The following is a 23,627-nucleotide window of genomic DNA, read 5'->3' on the forward strand; positions in this document are numbered from 1 at the left end:
TTCTTAAGGAGTCTCCCGCCAAAAGACGATGGATTCATCCAAGGGCTGGAGGGTAGTACCAGGATAATAAAACTGGAGAATCCGCGCCGCTGACCAGCCTAAATTAGCAAGATTGTAGGAACCGTATTGACTCATGCCAACTCCATGGCCGAACCCGCCCCCCACAAAGGTATAGCCCGTGAGTTGATTCTGGGGATTGAGGTTGGGCTGTAGGTAAAACAGGGTGCTGCGGGGCGGCCCTAGGGCACTGCGAATTTCATTTTTGAGGAGTTTGACAATGCCCCGGTCGGTGGTGACATCCAATTCTAGGACGCGACCCGAAGGCGATCGCCGCTTAATTTCAAGTTTTTGCACTGTCTGAATGCCCGCGAGGGGATTTTGGGTGCGTTCTAAATAAGTTTGTAGGGTTGTGGCCAATTCCTGGAGGGTGGCGGATCTTTCCCAACGGAACACAGTACGCCCCGTTTCGTTAAAGCCTTGGTTGAGGGCGATAAATTTCCGAAAGGCTTGTTCGTCAGCGAGGGAGTTACCCTTAAGATCCCAGACTGGGTTCGGGGAATCAATCACGGCTTTGAGGTAGGGCCGCTCTGCCCCGTCCCACACATCGCTAAAGGAGGCTGTCACCCCCCCGGTGGTGGAAGAATACAGGGCATCGACCAATTCGTTGTTATAGGTGAGCACTAAACCTTTGGTGCGGGCGATCGCCTGGTCAATGCGGGGACTGGTGCCCTGGAGACCTTTGTAAACCTGACAATGGATCGTGGCACAAAGTTCGTAATCATCTGCCTGGAAGCGCCGTAAATTACGCAGGGCATAGGTGCGGGCAATGATCGTCTGGGCTTCGACGGCATTATCGGGGGCATTGGGGCCAATTTCGTAGGGAACGACCCCCCGTAAATACACCTCAATATCCACATCACTGACGAGGGTAAAGGTGCCATAGGCATTGGGTTGTAGCCTGAGTTCTCCAGCAAAACGACTTTTTGTGCCGCCATCTTCTTGAATATCAAACAAACCGTTGCGCGAACGGATCGTCACATTTGCTCGATTGTAGCGATATCCCCCCACCACAAAGGAGGCGATCGCCTTTTCGGTGCGCACCGTCGAGCTTAGATAAGGGGTCGTGTAACCCTTCGCCTTTAATTCCTGGAGCAACAACCGCCGGAGGAGGGGCGTTTGATAAACATCCCGTTTTGCCCAGACTTGCCAGCGACCGGGTTGGGTAATTTCTACTTCAATGCCGAGGGAACGCCAAAATTTGGCGCTGTCTTCCGCCGTCTCGAAGGTGCCCTGGTCACTGAGGACAACGTATTCTGCCAATTCCGCCTGGGGCAAGGGTTGCTGGGCGACTTCTAGGGTGACTTGATCGGTCTGGAGCGTTTGTTTTTGACCGCCGCTGAGAATGTCCACCTCAAGGCGATCGCCCGGCAGACTAGAGATCGTCAAAGTATCGTTTTGCTCTTCCCCGAACCGTTGGACGATGCCCACTTCGATCTCAACGGCATTTCCGGGTAACGCCCCCGGCCCCCATAGCCCAAGTCCGATCCATAACCCTAATCCGAGCCACTGCCCCTGAAATTTAGCACTGCGCACCATGGCGAGTCCCCTAACACCTAAAACAATTGATGGAAGTATAGACGGCGATCGCCATCCCAAAGTTACGCCACCACCTTACCATTTTCATCTAGCAAAATTTCCCCAGCCATTAACCGGGCCGCTGCCCCCAGCAACTGATCTTCCACATAGGGTTTGGTGAAATAGGCCTTTGCTCCCCGGGCCGCTGCGATTTGTCGGTGTCGTCCGGCCCCGCGTGAGGTCAACATGGCGATGGGAATGTGAGTCAACTCAGGATACTTTTGAATTTCTTCGAGCAACGCTAAACCATCCAAACGCGGCATCTCAATATCGCAGAACACCAAACTAAAATCTGGATTTTTCAATAACTGCTCCAATGCATCCTCTCCATCCCGGGCCCGTTCCACATGGTAGCCCGCCTTTTGGAAGGTAATGGCCAGCAATTCCCGCACCGTCACCGAATCATCCACAATCAAAATCCTTGGGGCCGTCACTTTCACCGACGCATCATCTAGGGGTTCAAAATCCCCCATCTCGTCTTCAGGTTCCAAGACCGTGGGCTGTCGCGTACTGCCGGGCAGCAATACATCCCCTTGGCGCATTTTTTGGGCCGCATCTAAAAGCACTTCCTCAAGATAGGGTTTCGTGAAATAGGCACTCGCTCCCAGTTCAGCGGCCATTTGTCGGTGGCGATCCGCTCCCCTGGATGTGAGCATTGCCACCGGAATTTTTTCTAAATTGGGGTCTTTTTGAATCCGCGATAATAGCTCCAAGCCATCCATGCGCGGCATCTCAATGTCGCAAAAGACCAGTTCACAGGGTAATCCTCCCCGGAGTTTTTCCCAAGCTTCCTGGCCATCCCGGGCCTGCTCAACCCGATAGCCAGCCTTGGTGAAACTCATCGAGAGGAGTTCGCGCACCGTGATCGAATCATCTACAATCAACACAATGGGCTCTGTTTGCACCATCTCTGGCACGAGTAGATGTAAGGCCGGGTTATCTTGCCAGGTGGTAGCCTTGGCCCTGACCCGTCCCTGGGCCGCAAGTTCAATCAGCTCTAGCACATCGACCACAGGCATAACCGTGCCATCCCCCAGGACTGTCGCCCCGGCGATCGCCGCTGGTTTTGGGATCGGCCCTTCGATCTGTTTAATCACAATTTCCTGTTCCCCCAGCACCTGATCCACTTGAATCGCCAGGAGATTCCCCGCACTGCGCAGGATCACAACGGGAATTTGGTCAGGATCGCTAACTCCACCATAGATTGAGCCCCGCCCAATTTGCCGTTGGAGCGTCAACAAATTATTGAGAGGATAAACCCGCAATCGAGAATCTCGCCAGCGAATATAACGTCTGCGACCTTGCTGTTCCACTTGGTCTAGGGTGTAAGTCTGCATATCTTCAACCCCATCCATGGGCAGGGCAATGCGGGCATGGCGGTTGAGACAAAATAAAGCACGACAGATATTGAGGGTGAGGGGCAGTCGAATGGTAAATGTTGTGCCTTTACCCAGAACGGAGTCAATGGTAATCGTGCCTCGAATACTACCCAGGGCAGTGCGGACCACATCCATGCCAACCCCGCGACCCGAAAAGTCATCGGCCTGGGCCTTGGTGGTAAAGCCAGGATGGAAAATAAAGTCATAAATATCCTGCTGACTGAGATCCGGCAGTTGCTCAGGGGTGATCAGGTTCTTTTCGAGGGCTTTGTGGACAAGGGCTTCAGAATCCATCCCTGCGCCATCATCAGCAATAGAAATGACAATTTGATTCCCCTGAATGTAAGCCTTGAGGGAGACAACCCCTGCCGCAGGCTTACCCTTACTGAGGCGTACTTCCGGGGCTTCGATCCCATGGGTAATGGCGTTGTTGATCAGGTGAGTTAGGGGGTCGTAGAGTTGCTCCAGGATCATTTTGTCAATGAGCACTTCTCGACCTTCAACATTGAGGGAGGCTCGCTTATTAAGTTTGAGCGAAATTTCCCGGACGGGGCGCACCAGGCGATCGGCCGCTTGGGCAAAGGGAATCATCCGTGATTTGGTCAAACCTTCCTGGAGCTGCGTACTGACCTGCCGGAGGTTACGGGCAATTTGTTCATTATCATCAACTAAAAATTCGATGTCAGAGGAAGATTCACGCACCCGCACGATCAGCTCAATCATCTCCTGGGAGAGGAGATGGAAGCCAGTGAACTGATCCATTTCGAGGGGATCGTATTCTTGGGCATTGCTGCGGTTGGGGGCGGCAGGTTTGTCAGTAAAGCCTGAAGGAAAGTGATATTCAGTATTCTGGCCGCGACTGGCAAGCAGAGAACGCTCTAGGAGGGAGCGCTCGTAAAGATCTTGCATCTGGCCACCAATGTCATTGAGCCGTTGAACTTGGCCCGTGAGATTGTCGAGGAATTGCCGGAGCTTTTCTTGGCTTTGTTCGAGGGTATTGCGGTTGACAACAAGTTCTCCCATCAAGTTGCTCAGGTTATCGAGTTGCTTGACGGGAATCCGCATGGTCTGCTCAAAGCTGTTGACCTTTTGGGAGCGTTGACGAGTTGTGTTGGGGCCACTGGTGGTGGTAATAGGAGGCCCGCCCATGGTGTCTGCCTGTTGGAGCAGGGCTTCTAATTCGCCGAAGTCTGTCTGTTTGGAAATGGTGATTTGGGGACGTTTTTGAGGGGAGGGACTAGGGCTAGAGCTAGAGGCGCTAGGGGCTTGTTGAATGAGTTGGGTGAGGGCGTTCCAGTTTACAGGGTTGGCCGACGAACTGGGCGTCACTTCTAGGTACTGACTGAGATCTTCTAGGGGAGAGTAATAGCTGATCTGACCATTGGTTACCGGGGAGATCTTGGTGGCAATGGCCTTGGGGCGCTTGAGGGGCGGGGAAACGGGGTCTTCGAGGGGGAAATAAGGTTCGCTCTCGACAGCGTAAGTTTCTATTTCGGGGGGTTGGTTGGGGTTAGTATCTTGGAGGAGAGCTTCTAAATCGGCTTCGAGGTCGGCTTCGTTTTGGGGCGAAGCTTGTTGAGACATTTGCGACTGGGAAGATGTCGCTTCCTCAAAGGCTAAAAGTTCTTCAAAGTTGTTCGCAAAGCTGATAAATGAAACTTTCGGATCGATTTCCTTGGGAAAGTCGACCGTTGGTGGAGGCGGAGGGTCTGCTTCGAGGTCTTCAAATAGTTCTAGGAGTTCGTCCTCAAACTCAGAGTCTTGATAGTTATGCGCTTCATCATGACTGTTGTTGTTCACTGGTGCCCCCATCCAACGCAGGTCAAAAAATACAGAAAATGTCAATTACAATCAGGATAACCTAATCTTTCGGGTGGATTACCCAAGGTAAAGTTTTACTGACAGGTTCAAAATCTGTTGTGTATTGGCGGCCTGTTATGGTTTAAAAGCGCAATAGTAATGATTTGATTTGAGCATTCGCAATGGCTGGACATAGTAAGTGGGCAAATATTAAACGACAAAAGGCACGGGTTGATGCGAAGAAAGGGAAAACGTTTACCCAGTTATCGCGGGCAATCATTGTTGCGGCTCGCCATGGCATTCCTGATCCGGCGGGCAATTTTCAACTCCGCACTGCCATTGAGAAAGCAAAGGCCGCTGGCATCCCCAATGACAATATTGAACGGGCGATCGCCAAGGGGGCGGGTACCTACAATGATGGCGAGGCTAATTACGAAGAAATTCGCTACGAAGGCTATGGGGCCGGGGGCGTGGCCATTTTGATCGAAGCCCTCACCGATAACCGTAACCGTACAGCGGCGGATTTACGGGCTGCCTTTAGTAAAAATGGTGGCAATTTGGGAGAAACGGGTTGTGTGAGCTGGATGTTTAGCCACAAAGGGGTGGTGACACTCACGGGGGAGATCGACGAAGAAGCCCTACTAGAAGCGTCTTTAATCGGCGAAGCGGAAGGCTACAGTGCCATTGAAGATAGTGATGAGGTGGAAGTGCTCAGCGCCGTCGAGAACCTCGAACACCTCAACCAGACCTTGCAAGATGCAGGTTTTACGGTAAAAGAGGCGGAGTTACGGTGGTTTCCAGAGACGGAAATGAACCTCACCGACGAGGCCCAGATCGAAACGATCCTCAGGATGATTGAAATGATCGAAGCCCTCGATGATGTGCAAACGGTCACCAGTAATTTGGCGATCGCCCCGGCCTTGGCGACCCTTTAACCGTACCTAGAAAATCTAGCCAATGTGATCTCCCCACGACAGAGAGACCCTGAGACGTCTCAAGACCGCGCAAAATATTTCTAGTTTGGGTACCTTGAAAAGAGAAAATGATCTTTTCACCGCAGCAAGGAAATCCTGAAGTGATGCGTACCCCCGAACCTTTGCCCCACGAAGCAGAACGTCTCAAATCATTGTTCCAACAGGAGCTTTTAGATACTCCCCAGGAGCCTGAACTTGATCGTATTGTCAACCTCGCGGCGCGATTGTTTCAGGTCAAGATTGTCCTGATTTCCCTCGTGGACGATTGTCGGCAGTGGTTTAAGGCGAAGGTCGGTTTAGGGGCGAACGAAACCCCCCGGAATATTTCTTTTTGTGGCCACGCCATTCGAGAAGTCGATATTTTTGAAATTCCGGATACCTTGGCTGATGAGCGCTTTTGCGACAATCCCCTCGTTACGGGAGCACCCTACATTCGTTTCTATGCTGGTTATCCCATCCGCTCTGGGGACGGCTATCCCCTCGGCACCCTATGTTTAATCGATGAACAACCCCGCACATTGACCGCCACAGAACGGGAACTGCTGCAAATGCTGGCGCACCAGGTGGAAGATGTACTCCGTTTACGCCGTAGTCTGAAGCAAAAGCAGAACAAAATTAAATTGCTTACGGTGCAAGTGCAATCCCTCGACCAAAGCAATCGCCTCAAGGATCAGCTATTAGCGGTGTTGTCCCATGATCTGCGCAGTCCCCTGATTAGTTTTCGGTCGGTGATGGAACTCTTAGCGGCCCAGGATCTGGAACCGGAGGAGCTAAAAATTTTAATTCCCGAAGTCTGCAAAAAGTTTGATCAAACAGAAATAAAAGTGATGCAGATGTTGCAATGGGCCCAACAGCAACTCCAGACCCAAACAGTACCCATTGAGCCGATCAGAGTAGAGGCGATCGCCGACCATGTGTTGCCCTGGTGCCAAGACTGCGCCCAACAAAAAGACGTGACCTTGGAGGTTGAGATGGAACCCCAATTACAAGTCCTGGGTAATTTGGAACTCATCGGGGTTGTGCTCCGCAATTTGTTGGGCAATGCGGTGAAATATTCGCGCCATGGTGAAACGATCACCTTGTTTGCACGCCAGAGTGACCAATATGTGGAATTGGGAGTCAGGGATACGGGACTAGGGATGAAACCCGAAACCCTCAAGAAAATTCGCAGCCATAGCTATCAACTGTCAGCCCCAGGCACCGACAATGAGAAAGGGACTGGCCTGGGGCTATTGCTCTGTCAGACCTACCTCAACCAGATGGGCACCGCCCTAGAGATTGAAAGCCGCTGGACAGAGGGATCGACGTTTTCGTTTCCCTTGGCGATCGCCCCCAGTGTCTAAAGCGTAACTTGCCCCTGGAAGCTAATGGCCGCTGGCCCCGTCATATAAATGTGATTGTCCGCCACTGACCATTCGATTTGGAGACAGCCCCCCGGTAGTTCTACAGTACAAAGGCGATCGCAATGGCCCGTTAAGACCCCGGCGACCACCGAGGCACAGGCCCCCGTCCCGCAAGCGAGGGTAATCCCAGCACCCCGTTCCCAAACCCGCATTTTGATATAGTCGGGACGAACCACTTCAATAAACTCGGTATTGATCCTTTGGGGAAAGGCCGGATGGTGTTCAAAGTCTTTCCCAATCGCCTCTAGGGGGATTGTCACCACATCTTCGACAAAGGTAATGCAGTGGGGATTGCCCATGCTCACACAGGTCACAGTCCAGGTTTTCCCAGCCACTTCGAGGGACTGATTGACGGCTTGGCCATTACTGTCTTTTAGGGTGGTGGGAATGTCCGTTGCCGTGAGGATCGGTTCACCCATATCGACCCGTACCAATTCATCGGCTTCTAAACGGGGTCGAATCATCCCTGCTAGGGTATGGATGCTGTAGGTTTTGCCGGGTGGATTTCCCCCCTCTAGGTGGTCAATGAAGCGGGCTAAACAGCGAATCCCATTGCCGCACATTTCCGGTTCAGAGCCATCGGAGTTGAAAATGCGCATGGTATAGTCGGCACCAGCCTGGCCTGGCAGAGCAAAAATAACACCGTCGGCACCGATGCCAAAGTGGCGATCGCACAGTTGAATGGCTTGCTCCGGGGTGACGAGGGGCGTTCCTTGCTGGCGATTATCCAGCAGAATAAAATCATTACCCAGACCTTGATATTTCGTAAATTCCAGCACCATACTTGTCGGTTAAGCTATCAATAAAAGTTAATTCGCCATTATGACAGAATTTAATACGGGCTATCCGAGTGTGCGTCGAATCCAGAGCTTCGTCAAAGTAAAGGGGGAAGTGGAGATTAAACTGATCACCAACGATGTCATTATTGGCCGAATTTTATGGCAAGATCCCCACTGCCTTTGTGTCGTTGACCGCAGCTCTACTAAGGAATTTATGATTTCTCGCCAGGCGATCGCCTACGTCAAAGCGTGAACTATCGGTAAACTTTTTCGCCTGCTGTACGTCCCTTTAATCTATTGACCTAACGCAATTTATCATGACTGTTTCTCTCCCCCGTTTTCTCCCCTTCTTCGCCAGCCTTGCCCTAGTTGTGGGGTTTTCAGAATCAGCCACCAGCGAACCGCAACTCCAAGTCACAGTCAATCCCAGCAGTCCCAAGCTTGGGGAGAGCATGGCCGTAATTATTGATCCCCCCGGTACCCTCGATCCTCAACAGGCCGATACGTTAACGGTGCGCTTTACGAAAAGTGGCGCGACCCAGGCCGATACCTATCCCGTTTTTCCCCTCGATCCAGCCGGCGATCGCTACCGAGCTTTGATTCCCACTTCCCCCCTCGAACCCCACGGTAAAACCCTCCTCCAGGTGAGCGATGGTAACGAGACTCGCAACCTCGCCGTGTGGGTCCAAGACCGCCGTTTCCCGACCCAGCGTATTACCCTTTCTGGTCGTGGCTCCGGCCCAGCCACTCAATACGAACTTGACCGTGTTGCAGTCCTTAAAGCCCTCGTTACCCCTACCAAACATTGGAATGGCCCTTTCCTCAGGCCCAATAGCGGTCGCGTTTCAACGATTTTTGGGGTGCGACGCTACTACAACGGCGTTTTTGCCCAGGATTACTACCATCGCGGCGTTGACTATGCAGCGGGCTATGGTTCCCCTGTGGTCGCTCCCGCCCCTGGAAAAGTGGCCCTGATTGATTTCGAGAAAAATGGCTTTAAGGTGCACGGCAATACCGTCGGCATCGACCATGGCCAGGGCGTTATTAGCGTTTTTCTACACCTCAACAGTATTCCCAGCAACCTCAAGGAAGGAGATTTTGTCCAGGCAGGTCAAACCATCGGCACTGTCGGCTCTAGTGGCGCTTCGACCGGGCCTCATCTCCACTGGGGACTTTATGTCAACGGAGTGGCGATCGATCCAGAGCTTTGGCGTAACCAAACGGTCCAATAACCCGACGGCGATCTACGCTATTTGGTTGAGGAAACTGAATTACCGCTCCATGACCCAGGCATTCCTGCCAACTAGTCACCCTCAAATCACCGGAAAACCAAGATAAATTAGGCCTTTGAGCTTTCTCTAGTTCAAGGGCTTGCTGCTGCAAATGTGGGCCTTCGCTAACTGAGATTTAGACGAATGCAGATCTGGTTACAAAAGATTTCATTGGTTTAGCGGTATGCAAAAATGTTATAAATTTATAACTGAGAATCTTTTTTATTATTTTCTCCAAAATCAATCCGCTTAGAGGATAGACAGCATGACCCTTTTAGACTTAGCTGTTGGTCAAATCGCGCTAGTCCGTGAAATTTCTGATAGTAAATACGGTCAAAGTTTAATTACCCGCCTAGAGGCAATGGGAATTCTTCCTGATAAACCCATTCAAGTTTTACGGAAAGCAGCCCTCGGAGGGCCACTCCATTTGCGGATTGGCAGTACCACGGAGGTTGCCATGCGGCGGGATGAAGCGCGGCATATTTCCGTGATCGTGGCAGAGGTCTAATCGATGGCTAGCCATTGCCATGTAACCCAGATCAACTCGCAACGGAAGGATGTAACGCGGCGGATTGCCTTTGTGGGACATCCGAATACGGGGAAATCGACGTTTTTTAATCGGGTTACGAAAGCGAATGCGGCGATCGCCAACTGGCCGGGTTTGACGGTGGACTTATTTCGGGCGGTGATCAAGCTCGATCAAGAGGTTGTTGAATGTGTCGATTTGCCGGGAATTTATGACCTTAATGGTTATTCCGATGACGAGCAGGTAGTGCGTCGATTTTTAGAGGAGTATGCGGTCAATTTGGTGGTGGTGGTGCTGAATGCAGCCCAGATCGATCGCCAGCTACGCTTACTCTTGCAAATTAAGTCCCTCGGTCTGCCGGCGATCGCCGTATTCAATCTTGCCGACGAAGCCAAACGTTATGGGGTCAAATTTGATGCGATCGCTATCAGCGAACGGATTGGTGTGCCTGTCTATGCCATTAGTGCCAAATATGGCGAAGGTTGTCCCCGTGTTGTGCAAGGCATCACCCGCACCGTCCATGAACAGGTAGAAGCCTATCGTATTCAAAATTTAAGGCAATCACTCCATGACCACCACGTCCACAGCGAGGAGGTGGATGCCATCCTTGAAGGGGTATTACAGATGCCCTCGCCCACCATCCGCACCTTTACCAATGTGTTGGATGGTATTTTATTGCACTCCGTCTGGGGGTTACCGATCTTTTTCGCCTCAATGTTTGGGGTCTTTTGGCTCATCTGGACAGTCGGCTTACCCAGTGCTGATCCGGTGGATGCGGTCACGGGTTGGTTTCAGGGAGCTGTTTTAGAACCGCTGCTGTCCCCCTTACCGCCGCTACTCCATGATTTACTGTTGGATGGGGTTTGGGCTGGCTTTGCGGCATTGTTATCATTTGTGCCGTTGGTAGCAATCTTTTTTATCGTGATGAGCTTCCTCGAAGGCAGTGGGTATCTGTCTAGGGCGGCTTATTTAATGGATTCTCTCATGGGGCGTTTGGGTCTCGATGGGCGCACCTTTGTGCTACAGATGATGGGCTTTGGCTGTAATGTGCCCGCGATTATGGGAACGAGGGTGATGCGGAGTCGGGGGATGCGCCTCTTGGCGATGTTGGTGATTCCTTTTTCTCTGTGTTCAGCGCGGTTACAGGTATTCGTCTTTATTCTCGCGGCGGTGATGCCGGGCTACCAAGGGGCGATCGCCTTATTTGTGTTGTACCTAATGAGTTTTGCCACCGCCTTTATCGTGGCTGCCATTTTGAGTCGTTTCAAATATTTTGCCGTGCGGGATCCCTTTGTTTTAGAACTGCCCCCCTATCGCCTCCCCACCCTCCCCCAAGTCGCCCTGAGGGTATGGGGAGAGATGAAAGAATTTGTGGTACGTCTCTCAACCTTCATGATTATCGGCAGTAGCCTGATTTGGTTGCTCACGAGTTTTCCAGAAGGTAGTGCCGGACTCGACACCTACGCCGGACAAATTGGTGGCTTATTTCAGCCGTTGATGGCTCCCCTCGGCTTTAATCCATTTCTGACGATTTCTGTGTTGTTTGGCTTTGTTGCCAAAGAAGTTCAAGTTGCGGCCCTGGCTGTTCTCTATGGCCTTAGCGAAGCTGCAACGGCCCAAGAGTTGAACAATAGTATTACCTTTGCCCAGGGCTTTAGTTACTGCCTATTTAGCCTCATTTATATGCCCTGTTTGACGACCCTCGGTGCTATTTGGGGTGAGGCAAAGTCAGTACGTTATTTACTCATTTCGATCATCATTCCCTTTGTCACAGCTTGGATCTTTAGTTTTGTTGTTTACCAAAGTTTTTTGCTATTAAATATTGGCACTTAAAATATTTTTTTGCAAAATAAAATCAACAAATCAAGTGTTGATAAATTCCTGTAAACAGCACTAAAAAACCTTTTTAATTCACAGTAAAAATTAATAAAGGTAAAACTTTAGCCATGCCATAATAAGGACAAGGGCATCAAGCCTCACTTTAGTTGGTAAAAAACGCGAAAATTCTGGAGAAAGTCAATGTTAGAACAAGTCAAAAGTGCCTACAATCAAAGCTTAAATCGTAACGGTACCCTCAAAACCGTCGCGCTTGTTGCAGGAGCCGTGGTATTAGCGCCCGCCGTTGCGTCGATCCTGAAGCCAGTGGCGAAAGCCTCCATTAAAACCGGGGTTGTCCTCTATCAAAAAACCAAAGGGGCGATCGCCGAAGCTGGCGAACAAGTTGGTGATCTTGTCGCCGAAGCCAAGGCAGAAGTCTTAGCGGAACAGGCTGAGAAGCAAGAACTTCCCGCCATCGAAGCCGTACAAGATCACAATGCTTAAGGCTGAAATTTTAGTCTCAATGTCAATTATTGCCATGAAAAGGATAGTGCCATGGTCAGTACAATTACCTCTGTAGAAAATACATCTCAAACCAGTCCCGAACCGGAAGTGACTCAACTGGCAAATTTTGTCAAAGAGCATGAAGAAATTGAAATGATTTTGCCTGTTTTGTTGGGGCTATTTATTACTAGTCGCCTCCAGTTACGGGGGGCAAATGCGCTGCTCGTCAATTTAGGTATTGCCACTGTTTTACGACAGATTTTTAAGGAGTTAAAACAGCCCACAACGACCCCAGAAAAGAAGGTAAAAACGTCAGAAATGGATCACAGTGATGTATTTGGGGAGGGGGTGACAATTGTTCATTCTGTGCCCGGTCGGATTCGCCTCCGGATTGATCAAATTGCGGGCGATCGCCTTTTTGCGAAACATCTAGAACGGCTGCTGCGGGATGATGACCACGTGCTGGGGGTGCGTTTCAATACCTCGGCGAGTTCGGTGGCAATCCAATACGATGCTGGCGCCCTCTCGGATATGGAACTGGGGCTACGTCTGATGGATATTCTCAATAAAGCCCGCCTCGGTGAGGCGATCGCCTAAGTCAATCAATTGAAAGTTAATGACCTCACTCCAGCTTAGTTCGCAATTTACCTGGGACTTTCCCTTTGACTATGAGATCGTTCACCAACTCGCAGGGCGGATTCGCTTAAAATTAGTCGCCTTTCCAGAGAACGGTTACAGTCGCTTATCGGCTTATTTCGCCACATTGCCTTGGGTCGAAACCTTTCGGATTAACCCTTGGGCGGCATCGGTGGTGATTCACTACAAACCCGCACAATTACGGGCCGCCCCTCTACCCCAAACAACGGTCAGCCCACCCCCAGAAAGCGAAACTCCCTCCCTCTGGACACAAGTGCAGCAATCTAGTTTAACGTTGCCCCTCTTGGCGACGGGATTGGGTCTAGCGAGTAATCAATGGGAAAATTTGTTGCTTAAAAGCTTGGCGCGGTTAACCCTCTTGGGGGCTGGTTTTCCGGTGGCTCAACGGGCGATCGCCAGCCTTTGGCAAGACCACAAACTCAATATTGACTGTCTGGATTTCCTGGCCCTCATTTTTAGCGGCTTACAAGGCAAACTCGTCACCCCCGCCTTGGTAATTACCCTCCATGAACTGGGGGATTTAATTCGCGAACAAACCGCCCGCGCCACGGAACGCACCACCGCCAACTTAATGGAGACCATCGGGCGTTGGGCTTGGGTCGAACGGGAGGGGGAAATGATTCAAATTGAAAGCGATCGCGTTCAAGTCGGCGAAACAGTCATTGTCTATCCGGGGGAACGGATTCCCGTTGATGGCGTGGTCATTGGCGGTGAGGCGACGGTGGATCAACAGCAACTGACCGGTGAATCGATGCCCATCGTCGCCCAGGTGGATACAGAAGTTTATGCCGCCACCCTGCTCCGTTCCGGAAAATTACGGATTCGCTGCGAACGGGTTGGTCACAATACCAGGGCCGCCCTCAGTGTGGAATTGCTAGAAAAAGCCCCCGTCCACGATACTCGCATGGCAAACTACGCCGCCCAGCTTGCCGATAAACTGATTTTGCCTTCCCTCGTCCTCGCCAGCGTCGTCTATTGCACAACCCAAGACCCAACCCGTGCCGCTTCCATCCTCACCCTTGATTTCGTTACGGGAGTCCGGGTGTCGATGCCGACAGCTTTTTTGGGGGCGTTAAACCATACCACCCGCCACGGCATTCTTGTCCGCAGTGGGCGCACCCTCGAACTGTTGGCAGAAATTGACACGATTGTCTTTGACAAAACAGGCACCCTCACCCAAGGCAAAATCACCGTTGAATCAGTAACCCCCTGGGGTGCTTGGGGCGATCGCCTTTCCCCAGAGCGACTCTTGCAACTGGCTGCCTCTGCCGAACAGCGGATCACCCATCCCGTCGCCGAAGCCATTGTCCACCACGCCCAACAACAGGGCATTGAACTCCTCCCCCGCCAAGGTTGGGACTATCAGGTGGGATTTGGGATCAAAGCCACCATTGAGGGGCAAACCATTCTCGTCGGCAGTGCGACCTTCCTCGAACAGCAGGGCATTTGTCCCCTTGCCGATCAGCGAGAAATTGATAATTTTGCGGCATCAACTATTTACGTCGCCTCTGATCAAGCGTTACTCGGTTGGCTGACCTATACCGATCCGTTACGTCCCGAAAGTGCGTCTTTGATTGCCACGCTGCAACATGAGCGCCAAATGGCGGTGCACGTGTTGACCGGAGATAGCCACCAACGGGCGCATCAGGTGGCTCACGCCCTAAAAATTCCCGCGCACCATGTCCATGCGGAGGCATTCCCAGAGGATAAGGCGCGGATTGTCCGCAACTTACGGCGGTCTGGTCGGGTGGTTGCCTTTGTGGGGGATGGTCTGAATGATTCGGTCGCCCTCGCCTATGCAGATGTATCTATTTCCTTTGCCGATGGTTCAGACATTGCTCGGGAAACGGCGGATGTGGTGCTGATGAATAATGATTTGAGTACGCTCCTCGAGGCGATCGCCATCGCGAAGGAAACCCAAAGTTTGATTGAACAAAATACCCTGTTGGTGGTCGCGCCCAACATGATCGGCTTGGGTCTGGCGGCAACGGTGGGACTAAATCCTCTCTGGGCAACGGTGATCCACAACGGTACGGCGATCGCCGCAGGTTTAAACAGTCTCCGTCCCCTACTCCAGCACCAATTGGAAACCCTGTCTTAATTATTTCCAGCAGTGAGGTGGCACAACCCACGATTATGTTCTGACGCTAATTTGTCGTTTATTTTTCAACAATTTATTTTTGTTTTTGACAATGCTAAAAAATTTAGAAATCGCCCTTAACGAAGCCCTCCAAGACGAATACAAAGCCGGCGAAACCTATCGCGTTGTCATCGAAAAATTTGGGGCAGTGCGTCCTTTTACGAATATTATCGAAGCCGAAAAACGCCATATTCGCGCCCTTTTGCCCCTTTTCCGTAAATATCAACTTCCCATCCCCATTAACCCTTGGATCAATAAAATTCCTGTCCCTGCCACCCTCCATAAAGCCTGTTTAGCGGGGGTAGAAGCAGAAATTGAAAATGGCGAAATGTATGAAAAACTTCTAGCTCTCAGCGCCGGCTATGGCGATGTGCAACAGGTTTTTCGCAATCTCCAGCGGGCTTCCCAACAAAATCACCTCCGCGCCTTTCAACGGGCAGCCGGGTTGCCGATCAATACCCCACCCCTCGACCCCGAACAGGCAGCATCCCATGGAGGACGAGGCACCGGGGGCAGGAAAGGGCGAGGCTTTCGGCATGGTCAACGCAGCAGAACTACTTTCGGTCACTGTGGGACGGGCTGTCGTTAATGTTTCGGGTGGCGATCGCCTTTTGCTAGCAGTGGGATTCTGGAGCTTGAGCCTCTCCATTCACTGCCGCGAGGTCAACATCATTCATTTCCAAGGGCTGACCCCCACGGCAACGATTACCTTGACCCTGTCCCAGCATGCCCCGACGACCCATTCTGCCACGACCCCGGAGGGGCGCTTGGTCAAGTACTGTCTGAATTTCTGCAATCAGTTGACGGACAGGTTCCCACGCTTCATCGGGATTGGTGTCGCATTGGGCTTGATAATTTGCCAAGATGTCCTCGAGTTGGTGCAGGGTTTGCCCCGTGAGAACAGCCTGCCCGCGATCTAAATGCTTTCCCAAGGTTAATAGCTCCTCTTCAATCGCTGCGGGGACGCGAATCGTTTTTGTTGCGCCACTCTGCCATGCACTCTTACGACCTGCACCGGGACGCATTCCACCTCTACCTCTCATTGTCTTTCCTCCTGAAAAATGTGGGGAATTTATTCCTTTTCTATCCTCAGGATAGCCCTCTTTTGATTTTGTGTCAATATCTAAAAGCTTTCATGGCATAAATTCATAGATTTCGTCACGGAAATAAAAGCCGCTACTGTCACCATCCCTAGCCTAGGGCATCAAATTTCTCCATAAAAGACGCTTCAATTGCAAGGATTATGCAATAATAAACCCAGGTTTACCTTGCAAAACTTTCAATGAGGTTCAAGTTTAGCCATGTCTTTGATTCACTGGAATAAGTCCGTCCTCAGTTTGCATCTCAGGGAAATTTTTGAGGATTATCATCGGGGTGATTCAAAGGCGCTCACTAGCCTCGGTACGGTGATGTTGGGGGCGATCGCCTTATCTACCACCTTCAAATTAGGGAAACCCCTACTAAAACAAGCCATCAAGACAACTCTGACTCTCTCTACCAATCCCCCTTCTTCCCCCGTCTCACTCCGGGCCAATCTCGAATCATCCCAGCGTCACCTCCCGAATACCCGTTCTGAATAGAGCGAGAATTTCCCCAAAGACGTTGTCAAAAAGCCTGCTTATTTTCAAATCATCTCCAAAAACAATGGTTGCATCTCGTCCGTTTGTTTAAGAAAGATTTTTATTTATCCATGATTACACTAGCCGTTCACCACCGATCCTTTGCCTTTGTCGGTACAGCCAGCAACTTTAAACTGGGTAAACATCAGCGGATTCGACATTTCGACCTCCAGACTGACCATGGCTCCTACCGATTTAAGATTCCGAGCAAGCTCCACAAACGGCTCCATTTTCAGCTCGGACCCCACAGCAAGCTAGAGGTGCGGGGCATCATTTGGCGTCATCCCAAAAAATCCAAAGAGAAGTTAGAAATCCAACACATTGCTCTCTTATCAGAGCCTCAAGGTAAAACGCCTAGAAATTCCCCTGGCGATCGCCCTACAGGAGCTGCCGATTCGACAGGCAACAAAACCCCCAACATTGAAGAAAATCCCAGCCCAGCCGTTAATGGTTCCCAGAAAATTGTTTTGTGCAAAAAATCCACCTGCTGGAAACGGGGCGGCCAACTCATTTACGAACGCCTCCAAGAAGCTATCCGAGACCAAGGCATCGCTGACCAAGTCAGGATCGAAACCACTGGTTGCATGGGCCGCTGTAAAAAAGCACCGAACCTTGTGGTGATGCCCGACAAACAAAAGTACAGTAATTTTCCTCCCAATGCTGCCGCTGAACTCATTCACCAACACTTTCAAAAACATCTTGATCCCCAATTGATTGCTTCGGATCAAATTCTCTAAGCTTAGCCGAACAATAAAAGTTGTGGTCTCACAACCATAATGATCCCAAAGAAAATCATTAAAGTACCACTTACGAGCTTTAATACTTTTCCCTGGTCTTCCGTCAAGCGAGCCGATTTAAAGGAATAGATAAAGTTTCCTAAAATTGCTAGAAGCGGCACAATGTAGACTAGTGAATATAATCCAGTCCAAGCAGAAAAACAAAACCAACTGTTATTTGCTGGGCAATATTGGACCAAGCTCGTCAGATAAACGACCGGCAAAATCGCCGTACAACCTAATTCAATTACATTTACAAAAATTGCTAGCACCATTGTGCCGCCCAGGGCTGCCAAAAAAACTTTGGGATTACGTTGGTGGAGTTGGAGCGTTCGGGATATTTTGCCTGCCTTTTGGCTAATTAAAACCTTTTCTTTTCGGGAAAGACTCAGGGAGATCAATTGGTTAGACAGCAGATAATCTTTGAGATTGATAACACCAGCAATGGTAATCAAAACCCCTAGAATGAGTAGCGTCATTTTCCCATAAGTTTCTAGAAAAACTGATCCCACTGCAATCATTAACATAATAAACACAAAATACATCACAGCAGACGTAAACACGAAAGTCAGACCAATGATGGCCATATCACGCCGGCTTTTAGTATAGGTAAGGAGAGATAATAAAATCAGTAAGACCGTAAACGCACAGGGATTAAATCCATCCGCCAAAGACAGGATAGAAACAAAGAGTGGAAAAGGTAAACCTTGGGCCATATTTTTGATCATCACTTCAGGAATCATGGCTAAAAATATAAAGAGACTCACTAAAATTAGTGCAATCCCACCGCCAATCCAGTATCGTTTTTGCTGGTCGGTTTTAAGTCTTCGTTTAAAAATAGGATGGCAGCAAAAATAAAAGGCCGGTACACCTAAGATCCACCAAGGAATAGTCTGGCTGACATGCCTGCCGGGAATATTAATCCGTTGTCCTAATTGGGCTTCAATGGCTTGGATAATCTGATTACGGTAGCCGACATAGCCTTGGTAGATAGGATTGTATTCTAGATTTCCGTCGGTATTGCTGTAGCCAATGAATGAGCGATCGCCAATTTGAGTACGGGGAACAGCGGTGGTAGTTAGTTTTTGTTGAACGATGAAATCCCGCCAAATATAAGGATTCTGATTCACTTCATAGGCTTTTAAGACGACTGTTTCATTCTGTTGATCAATATATTCCATTAATGGCTTCTGTTCGGCACAATGGGGGCAGGTATCACTATAAAAAAAATAAATTTCTACGCTATTCTCATTGGCGATCGCTGGAGCAACATGAAGGAAAAATCCTAAAATAAAAACAAGGAAAAAATAAATGGTTTTTTGGTAAATGTTTAAAAGTTTCATTTTGACTTCATTAGACCCATCAACAAAAATGATTTTCTCAAAGCTTTAAGGAAAGTGATCTTTTTATTTTTAATAGCCAAAAATTTGTTTTGTCTTTATATTTCAAAAGCTCAAATACTAAACTAATATCTATCCTTATCCTACCCCTGCTTTTTTCGTTCTTAACAGAGTCTTAAGGTTTAAACACAAAAAGGGGACACGGGAAAACCAGCATAAAAAAATTGGGTTCCAAGGAGGACTGGAACAACAGGACAAAATAGCCCTAAGCGATAGGCTTGCCTTGGAAATTAGTTTCGCAAAAAAACTTGAAATCATTAGGGACAATTTCTTGTATACCTGTGGAAGCAACCAAAAAAATTGACTTATAGTAGAGACCAGACACCACTCTACAGCGGGTATTCCATGGTTTTTTCTCTGACCCAGAGCAGTTCACGCCAACGGGAAATTATTGAAATTGTCTTCAGTAATGGTTGGGACTTCATGAAGAGTCTCCTGACCGGTGGCAAGGCCGATAAACCACAGATTCCCCCCCCTGAAGTTTTTCGCAATATTCTGGTGGAGCTTGGGCCTTTTTATGTCAAGCTCGGACAGCTTTTGAGCACTAGACCCGATCTTTTGCCACCTAAATACATTGAGGCCCTCACGGCCCTCCAGGCAAAAGTCCCCACGGTGCCTTGGTTTGAAATCGAGCAAACCATTCGCCAGCAACTCTCCAGCCCCCTCGAAGATGTTTTTCAAGAAATCAATCCAAATCCCATTGCAGCGGGTTCCATTGCCCAAATCCATCGGGCGGTTTTGCGGAGTGGTCAAGCTGTCGCCCTAAAGGTGCAGCGGCCAGGCATTGATCAAATCGTCGCCCAGGACATTGCCCTGATCAAAGGGATTGCGGAACTCGCGGCTTTAACAGAATTTGGTCAAGATTATGATGTGATTGCCCTTGCGAAAGAATTTACCAAGGCTGTCCAGGCGGAACTCGATTTTCGTACCGAAGCAGGTTACACCGATCAGCTCCGGCGCAATTTGGCAAAAAGCAGTTGGTTTGATCAACAAAAACTGACAATCCCAGAAATTTATTGGGAGCTGACCACCGAAAAGCTGCTGGTCATGGAGTGGCTCGACGGCAAACCTTTGCTTGAAGCGGAGGTCACTTCAGAAAAACAACGTCAAGCAATCACCACAATTTTGTTTCGGGCCTTTTTCCAGCAAATTTTTGTGGATGGTTTTTTCCACGCCGATCCACACCCCGGTAATATTTTCTACCTCGATAGTCAGACGGTAGCGTTAATTGATTGTGGAATGATTGGCCGCCTTGATCCGCGCACCCAGAAACTGCTGACAGAGATGCTGCTGGCCATTGTGGATATGGATGCCCAAAGCTGTGCTCAGTTGACCCTTGAACTCTCTGAAGGTGCTCATACGACGAACATCGCCCGCCTAGAAGCCAACTACGATCGCCTGCTGCGTAAATATTACGACCGGAGCTTAACGCAACTGAATTTTAGTGAAGTGTTTTACGAAATTTTGCAGGTGGCCCGCAATAATAAGGTCAAACTCCCAGGAAATTTGGGTTTGTATGCCAAAAGTCTTGCCAATTTAGAGGGGGTCGCCCGTAGTTTTAACCCAGAAGTTAATTTACTCGATGAGATTAAGCCCCTGATCACTGATATTTTCCGGCGGCAATTGGTGGGAGATACCCCGTTTCAAACCATGTTCCGCACGGTACTCGATCTCAAAACGATCTCTTTGCGATCGCCGCGACAAATTGACGTGATTCTCGACCGCCTCAGCTCAGAAACCCTCCAGTGGAATTTAAACCTGCGGGAGCTCGATGGCCTGCGCCGCAGCATTGACGACTCTGCCAATCGCCTTTCCTTTAGCATTGTGGTGGGATCTTTAATCATGGGGGCCGCGATCATCACCATTTCGCCGAACCGTCAGTTAATGATTGTGAATGAAATTTTGTTTGCAGCGGCCAGTCTTTTAGGATTGTGGCTAATCATTAGTATTTTGCGGTCAGGACGCCTAAAGTAAATATCCCCTGGGTGATGAAATCTAGAAAATTGCCCCAGGCAGAACAACCAAGGGATACTATAGAAAATGGCCTTGACCTTTGGCATGAATTATCGCTCTGATTAGAATTCATTATGCTCTCCACCCTCCTCGCCGACTTCCGCATTATTTTTGAACGGGATCCCGCTGCGCGTAACTGGCTTGAAGTTTTATTTTGCTATCCGGGCCTCCAAGCACTGCTGTTCCATCGCGTGTCCCATGCCCTCTATCGCTCTGGTCTGCCGTTTATCCCCCGATTTCTCTCTCATATCGCTCGCTTCTTAACAGGAATTGAAATTCATCCAGGTGCCCGCATTGGCCACGGAGTTTTTATTGACCATGGCATGGGCGTTGTGATCGGTGAAACGGCCATTGTCGGCGACTATTGTTTGATCTACCAAGGTGTTACCCTTGGCGGCACGGGGAAAGAGAGTGGCAAACGTCACCCGACCCTCGGTGAAAATGTGGTAGTTGGTGGGGGGGCTAAGGTACTCGGCAATATTGAAATTGGGAATAACGTGCGCATTGGGGCCGGGTCAGTGGTCTTACGCAATGTGCCTTCGGATTGCACGGTGGTCGGCATTCCGGGGCGGATCGTCTATCGTTCTGGGGTCAAGGTCAATCCTTTGGAACACGGCAGCTTACCTGATTCGGAAGCAACGGTAATTCGTACTCTCTTAGACCGCATTGAGGCCCTAGAAGAGCAAGTCCAAACTCTCCAAGGTCAACAGCAGCCAGATCTCGTCACAGCCCACCATCGTCAACATACACAACATACAAAAGATAGCTGTCGCTTGTCTGACCGGGAAATTCAACAATATTTGGATGGTGCAGGGATTTAAGATTCAGGTGCAGACCAATTCATTTGATCAATAAAAATTTTGATCTGAATTCCTTAAAGCAAAAGGCTTTCGAGCATGGAGTTTGAGTTTTCTCACCACGCCCTAGAAGAAAGTAAAAAGCGTGGGATTCCTCTCGAATTAGTTGAGGCAGTTCTTGCCAATCCCCAGCAAGTTTTTAAACAGAATGAAGCAATAACGGTTTATCAATCCCAGGTTACTTTCGACAATGGCAAAAAGTATTTAATCCGTATTTTTATGAATACGATGGTTGATCCCAAAAAGATTGTCACCCTCTACCGCACGAGTCAAATTAAAAGATATTGGAGAGTCGAATGAAAATTAAATATGATCCTGAAGTTGATGTGTTATGCATCACCTTAAAAGATGTAGATATTGAGGAAAGTGGTGAAGAAAATCCTGGCATTATCCTCGATTATGATCGAAAAGGGCAGGTGATTGGTATCGAGATTTTACAAGCCTCAAAACGTATTGACAACCCCCAGGCCATTGAATATCAAATCCTACCAACATCGATGGAAACGATGATAGAACCAGTGACTTAGTGCCTCGTAATATTATTAGTAAAAGCCAGACCAAACTTCCCTAAAGACTATTTAAGAAGTCGTCATCTAGTTCGTAACCTAATAGCTGGGCGATCGCCTTTACCCGTAACTGGGGTTGAATGCCGAATTTCGGTAAAGTCTCACTGAGGCAAAACACTTTGTTCATCACAAAAATTTCGAGGGCTTCGGGGTTATATTGAATCCCTTCGGTGCGATGAAATTGATGGGGAACGAGCATCGCCGTATAACGGCCTAATTCCCCTGCTTTCCAGTCGAGGAGAAAGGGAAACCAGGGAAAGATCGCATCGAGGCGCACAAACCAGAGACGAATTTCTGGGATTTCTGAGAGTTCGCGTGGGTCGTTTGCTTCCTGGGGAAAATCAATCTTTAACTGAAACTTTTGCTCATGGTCTGCGAGGGCCTCATCGAGCAAGATCGATTGTACCAGGGTTTTCAGGGGGGCCAAATTAAGACTAAGGATGTCGCGTTGGGGAATTTTGATCTCTGCCATGGTTGCTTTGGTCAACAGTCTTCCCATTGTAAAGCTTGGAGATGGGTGCTGAGCGCCCCAAGGCTCGTGAATTGCATTTGGCGATCGCCCTGGGACAAAATCCAGCAGGTGGGCTGCTCCTGGAGATCGAGGCGCAATGGACAAGGCGTTTGTACCGCTTCAAAGCCCAGACGGGTTAAGGCGCGTTCTGTCCAGGTGGCCGCCAAGCCTTGGCCGGTGAATTGGATGGGTGATCGCCGCTGGTACTGTAGCTGAAACTGACCACTCATTTGATCAAAGTAAAAGCGATCGCTACTAAAGGTTGATCCCAAATATCCCTCTAGGGCCAATTCCTCCGGTGTCCCGACCACTAACCTTTGGCTGGGAGTAATGAGCCAGAGCTGATCTGCACTCCGCAGGGCTAAATCGAGGTCATGGGTAGACATCAAAACGGTGCGTCCTTGTTGGTGCGCCAAAAACCGCAACAATTGCATCACCTCTACCCGACGGGGCACATCGAGATAGGCCGTCGGTTCGTCCAGCAACATTAAATCCGTCGCCTGGGCCAAAGCCCGCGCAATCATTGCTTTCTGTCTTTCACCGTCGCTAATGTTGTTCAGGGGTTGGGCCTGGAGATTTGTTAAACCAACGGCGGCGATCGCCTCCCGGACAATCTGTTGATCCGTTGGCCCCAAACGCCCTTGCCAATCGGTATAGGGATAACGCCCCAGGGCAACCAGTTCCGTCACTGACATCCAAGGGAGATCAACCCGTTCTGTTAAAACCAAGCTCAGGCGTTGGGCGCGCTGGGCCGCATTGAGGGCCGTCAAGGGTGTCCCATTCAGCCAAACCTGACCCGCTTGGGGAGACTCTAGACCCGCCAATGTCCGAATCAGGGTTGATTTTCCCGATCCGTTTGCGCCCACTAAACAGACAAACTGCCCCTGGGCGATCGCCAGATTCAAATCCTGAAGTAAGGCACGCCGCTGGTAGCCCACCGTTAAATTTTCTGTCACCAATAAAGGCGCTTGGGGTTGCAATGTTACCGTCAAAGGCGAT

General features: G+C 49.7%; 23 protein-coding genes. 16 read left to right on the top strand and 7 right to left on the bottom strand.

The window, feature by feature from the left end:
- Positions 1-3: 3 nt before the first annotated feature.
- Positions 4-1,596, bottom strand: coding sequence for a SpoIID/LytB domain-containing protein (locus AWQ21_RS07960; RefSeq protein WP_065714076.1), 1,593 nt, complete (start codon positions 1,594-1,596; stop codon positions 4-6).
- A 62-nt stretch (positions 1,597-1,658) separates the two neighbouring features.
- Positions 1,659-4,814 (bottom strand): hybrid sensor histidine kinase/response regulator, encoded by a 3,156-nt coding sequence (locus AWQ21_RS07965; protein WP_065715269.1) that lies wholly within the window; start codon positions 4,812-4,814, stop codon positions 1,659-1,661.
- 182 nt (positions 4,815-4,996) lie between these two features.
- On the opposite strand from AWQ21_RS07965, the gene AWQ21_RS07970 reads away from it, so the two are divergent.
- Both AWQ21_RS07970 and AWQ21_RS07975 read left to right on the top strand, forming a co-directional pair.
- The gene (locus tag AWQ21_RS07970; protein WP_065714077.1) at positions 4,997-5,749 is read left to right on the top strand and encodes a YebC/PmpR family DNA-binding transcriptional regulator; all 753 of its coding nucleotides are present in this window, start codon (positions 4,997-4,999) and stop codon (positions 5,747-5,749) included.
- Between the two features lie 107 nt (positions 5,750-5,856).
- Positions 5,857-7,131 carry a GAF domain-containing sensor histidine kinase gene (locus AWQ21_RS07975; RefSeq protein ID WP_065714078.1) on the top strand — a complete coding sequence of 425 codons (1,275 nt, stop codon included), beginning with the start codon at positions 5,857-5,859 and terminating at the stop codon, positions 7,129-7,131.
- Here the strand turns inward: AWQ21_RS07975 and dapF are convergent.
- Entirely contained in the window at positions 7,128-7,973 is an 846-nt protein-coding gene (gene dapF / locus AWQ21_RS07980; protein ID WP_065714079.1) for a diaminopimelate epimerase, read from the bottom strand. The genes AWQ21_RS07975 and dapF overlap by 4 nt on opposite strands.
- Before the next feature lie 40 nt (positions 7,974-8,013).
- Here dapF and AWQ21_RS07985 point away from each other — a divergent pair, with 40 nt between their 5' ends.
- From AWQ21_RS07985 to AWQ21_RS08020, 8 genes are all read left to right on the top strand, one after another.
- Positions 8,014-8,223 carry an Hfq-related RNA-binding protein gene (locus AWQ21_RS07985; RefSeq protein ID WP_065714080.1) on the top strand — a complete coding sequence of 70 codons (210 nt, stop codon included), beginning with the start codon at positions 8,014-8,016 and terminating at the stop codon, positions 8,221-8,223.
- A gap of 64 nt (positions 8,224-8,287) precedes the next feature.
- Positions 8,288-9,202, top strand: a complete 915-nt coding sequence (locus AWQ21_RS07990) for a M23 family metallopeptidase (protein ID WP_065714081.1) — start codon at positions 8,288-8,290, stop codon at positions 9,200-9,202.
- A gap of 304 nt (positions 9,203-9,506) precedes the next feature.
- Positions 9,507-9,749, top strand: a complete 243-nt coding sequence (locus AWQ21_RS07995) for a FeoA family protein (protein ID WP_065714082.1) — start codon at positions 9,507-9,509, stop codon at positions 9,747-9,749.
- Between the two features lie 3 nt (positions 9,750-9,752).
- Positions 9,753-11,600 carry a ferrous iron transport protein B gene (feoB, locus tag AWQ21_RS08000; protein WP_065714083.1) on the top strand — a complete coding sequence of 616 codons (1,848 nt, stop codon included), beginning with the start codon at positions 9,753-9,755 and terminating at the stop codon, positions 11,598-11,600.
- 186 nt (positions 11,601-11,786) lie between these two features.
- Positions 11,787-12,089: a DUF5132 domain-containing protein gene (locus AWQ21_RS08005; protein WP_065714084.1), complete on the top strand. Its 303-nt coding sequence runs from the start codon at positions 11,787-11,789 to the stop codon at positions 12,087-12,089.
- Between the two features lie 51 nt (positions 12,090-12,140).
- Positions 12,141-12,686 (top strand): HMA2 domain-containing protein, encoded by a 546-nt coding sequence (locus AWQ21_RS08010; RefSeq protein WP_065714085.1) that lies wholly within the window; start codon positions 12,141-12,143, stop codon positions 12,684-12,686.
- Between the two features lie 19 nt (positions 12,687-12,705).
- Positions 12,706-14,847: a heavy metal translocating P-type ATPase gene (locus AWQ21_RS08015; protein WP_065714086.1), complete on the top strand. Its 2,142-nt coding sequence runs from the start codon at positions 12,706-12,708 to the stop codon at positions 14,845-14,847.
- 91 nt (positions 14,848-14,938) lie between these two features.
- Positions 14,939-15,475 (top strand): hypothetical protein, encoded by a 537-nt coding sequence (locus AWQ21_RS08020; RefSeq protein ID WP_065714087.1) that lies wholly within the window; start codon positions 14,939-14,941, stop codon positions 15,473-15,475.
- Between the two features lie 25 nt (positions 15,476-15,500).
- Here the strand turns inward: AWQ21_RS08020 and AWQ21_RS08025 are convergent, their stop codons facing one another.
- A complete protein-coding gene (locus AWQ21_RS08025) occupies positions 15,501-15,929 on the bottom strand; it encodes a hypothetical protein (protein WP_157094719.1) in 429 nt (142 codons plus the stop codon).
- A gap of 258 nt (positions 15,930-16,187) precedes the next feature.
- Here AWQ21_RS08025 and AWQ21_RS08030 point away from each other — a divergent pair, with 258 nt between their 5' ends.
- Together AWQ21_RS08030 and AWQ21_RS08035 are read left to right on the top strand one after the other, a co-directional pair.
- Positions 16,188-16,466 carry a hypothetical protein gene (locus AWQ21_RS08030; RefSeq protein ID WP_065714089.1) on the top strand — a complete coding sequence of 93 codons (279 nt, stop codon included), beginning with the start codon at positions 16,188-16,190 and terminating at the stop codon, positions 16,464-16,466.
- Between the two features lie 110 nt (positions 16,467-16,576).
- Positions 16,577-17,242, top strand: coding sequence for a (2Fe-2S) ferredoxin domain-containing protein (locus AWQ21_RS08035; RefSeq protein WP_157094720.1), 666 nt, complete (start codon positions 16,577-16,579; stop codon positions 17,240-17,242).
- A 2-nt stretch (positions 17,243-17,244) separates the two neighbouring features.
- Here the strand turns inward: AWQ21_RS08035 and AWQ21_RS08040 are convergent, their stop codons facing one another.
- Entirely contained in the window at positions 17,245-18,624 is a 1,380-nt protein-coding gene (locus AWQ21_RS08040; protein WP_065714091.1) for an NrdH-redoxin, read from the bottom strand.
- A 402-nt stretch (positions 18,625-19,026) separates the two neighbouring features.
- On the opposite strand from AWQ21_RS08040, the gene AWQ21_RS08045 reads away from it, so the two are divergent.
- From AWQ21_RS08045 to AWQ21_RS08060, 4 genes are all read left to right on the top strand, one after another.
- Positions 19,027-20,655, top strand: coding sequence for an AarF/ABC1/UbiB kinase family protein (locus AWQ21_RS08045; RefSeq protein ID WP_065714092.1), 1,629 nt, complete (start codon positions 19,027-19,029; stop codon positions 20,653-20,655).
- Between the two features lie 113 nt (positions 20,656-20,768).
- Entirely contained in the window at positions 20,769-21,515 is a 747-nt protein-coding gene (gene cysE, locus AWQ21_RS08050) for a serine O-acetyltransferase (RefSeq protein WP_065714093.1), read from the top strand.
- A 75-nt stretch (positions 21,516-21,590) separates the two neighbouring features.
- A complete protein-coding gene (locus AWQ21_RS08055; RefSeq protein WP_065714094.1) occupies positions 21,591-21,851 on the top strand; it encodes a DUF4258 domain-containing protein in 261 nt (86 codons plus the stop codon).
- The gene (locus AWQ21_RS08060) at positions 21,848-22,078 is read left to right on the top strand and encodes a DUF2283 domain-containing protein (RefSeq protein ID WP_065714095.1); all 231 of its coding nucleotides are present in this window, start codon (positions 21,848-21,850) and stop codon (positions 22,076-22,078) included. The genes AWQ21_RS08055 and AWQ21_RS08060 overlap by 4 nt, the downstream gene beginning before the upstream one ends.
- 40 nt (positions 22,079-22,118) lie before the next feature.
- Here AWQ21_RS08060 and AWQ21_RS08065 read toward each other — a convergent pair whose 3' ends face one another.
- Both AWQ21_RS08065 and AWQ21_RS08070 read right to left on the bottom strand, forming a co-directional pair.
- The gene (locus tag AWQ21_RS08065; RefSeq protein WP_065715270.1) at positions 22,119-22,589 is read right to left on the bottom strand and encodes a CRR6 family NdhI maturation factor; all 471 of its coding nucleotides are present in this window, start codon (positions 22,587-22,589) and stop codon (positions 22,119-22,121) included.
- Between the two features lie 11 nt (positions 22,590-22,600).
- Complete coding sequence (locus AWQ21_RS08070; RefSeq protein ID WP_065714096.1) at positions 22,601-23,620, bottom strand: ABC transporter ATP-binding protein; 1,020 nt, start codon at positions 23,618-23,620, stop codon at positions 22,601-22,603.
- Positions 23,621-23,627 lie beyond the last annotated feature (7 nt).

It is taken from the genome of Picosynechococcus sp. PCC 7003 (genome assembly GCF_001693255.1).
GTDB lineage: Bacteria > Cyanobacteriota > Cyanobacteriia > Cyanobacteriales > MRBY01 > MRBY01.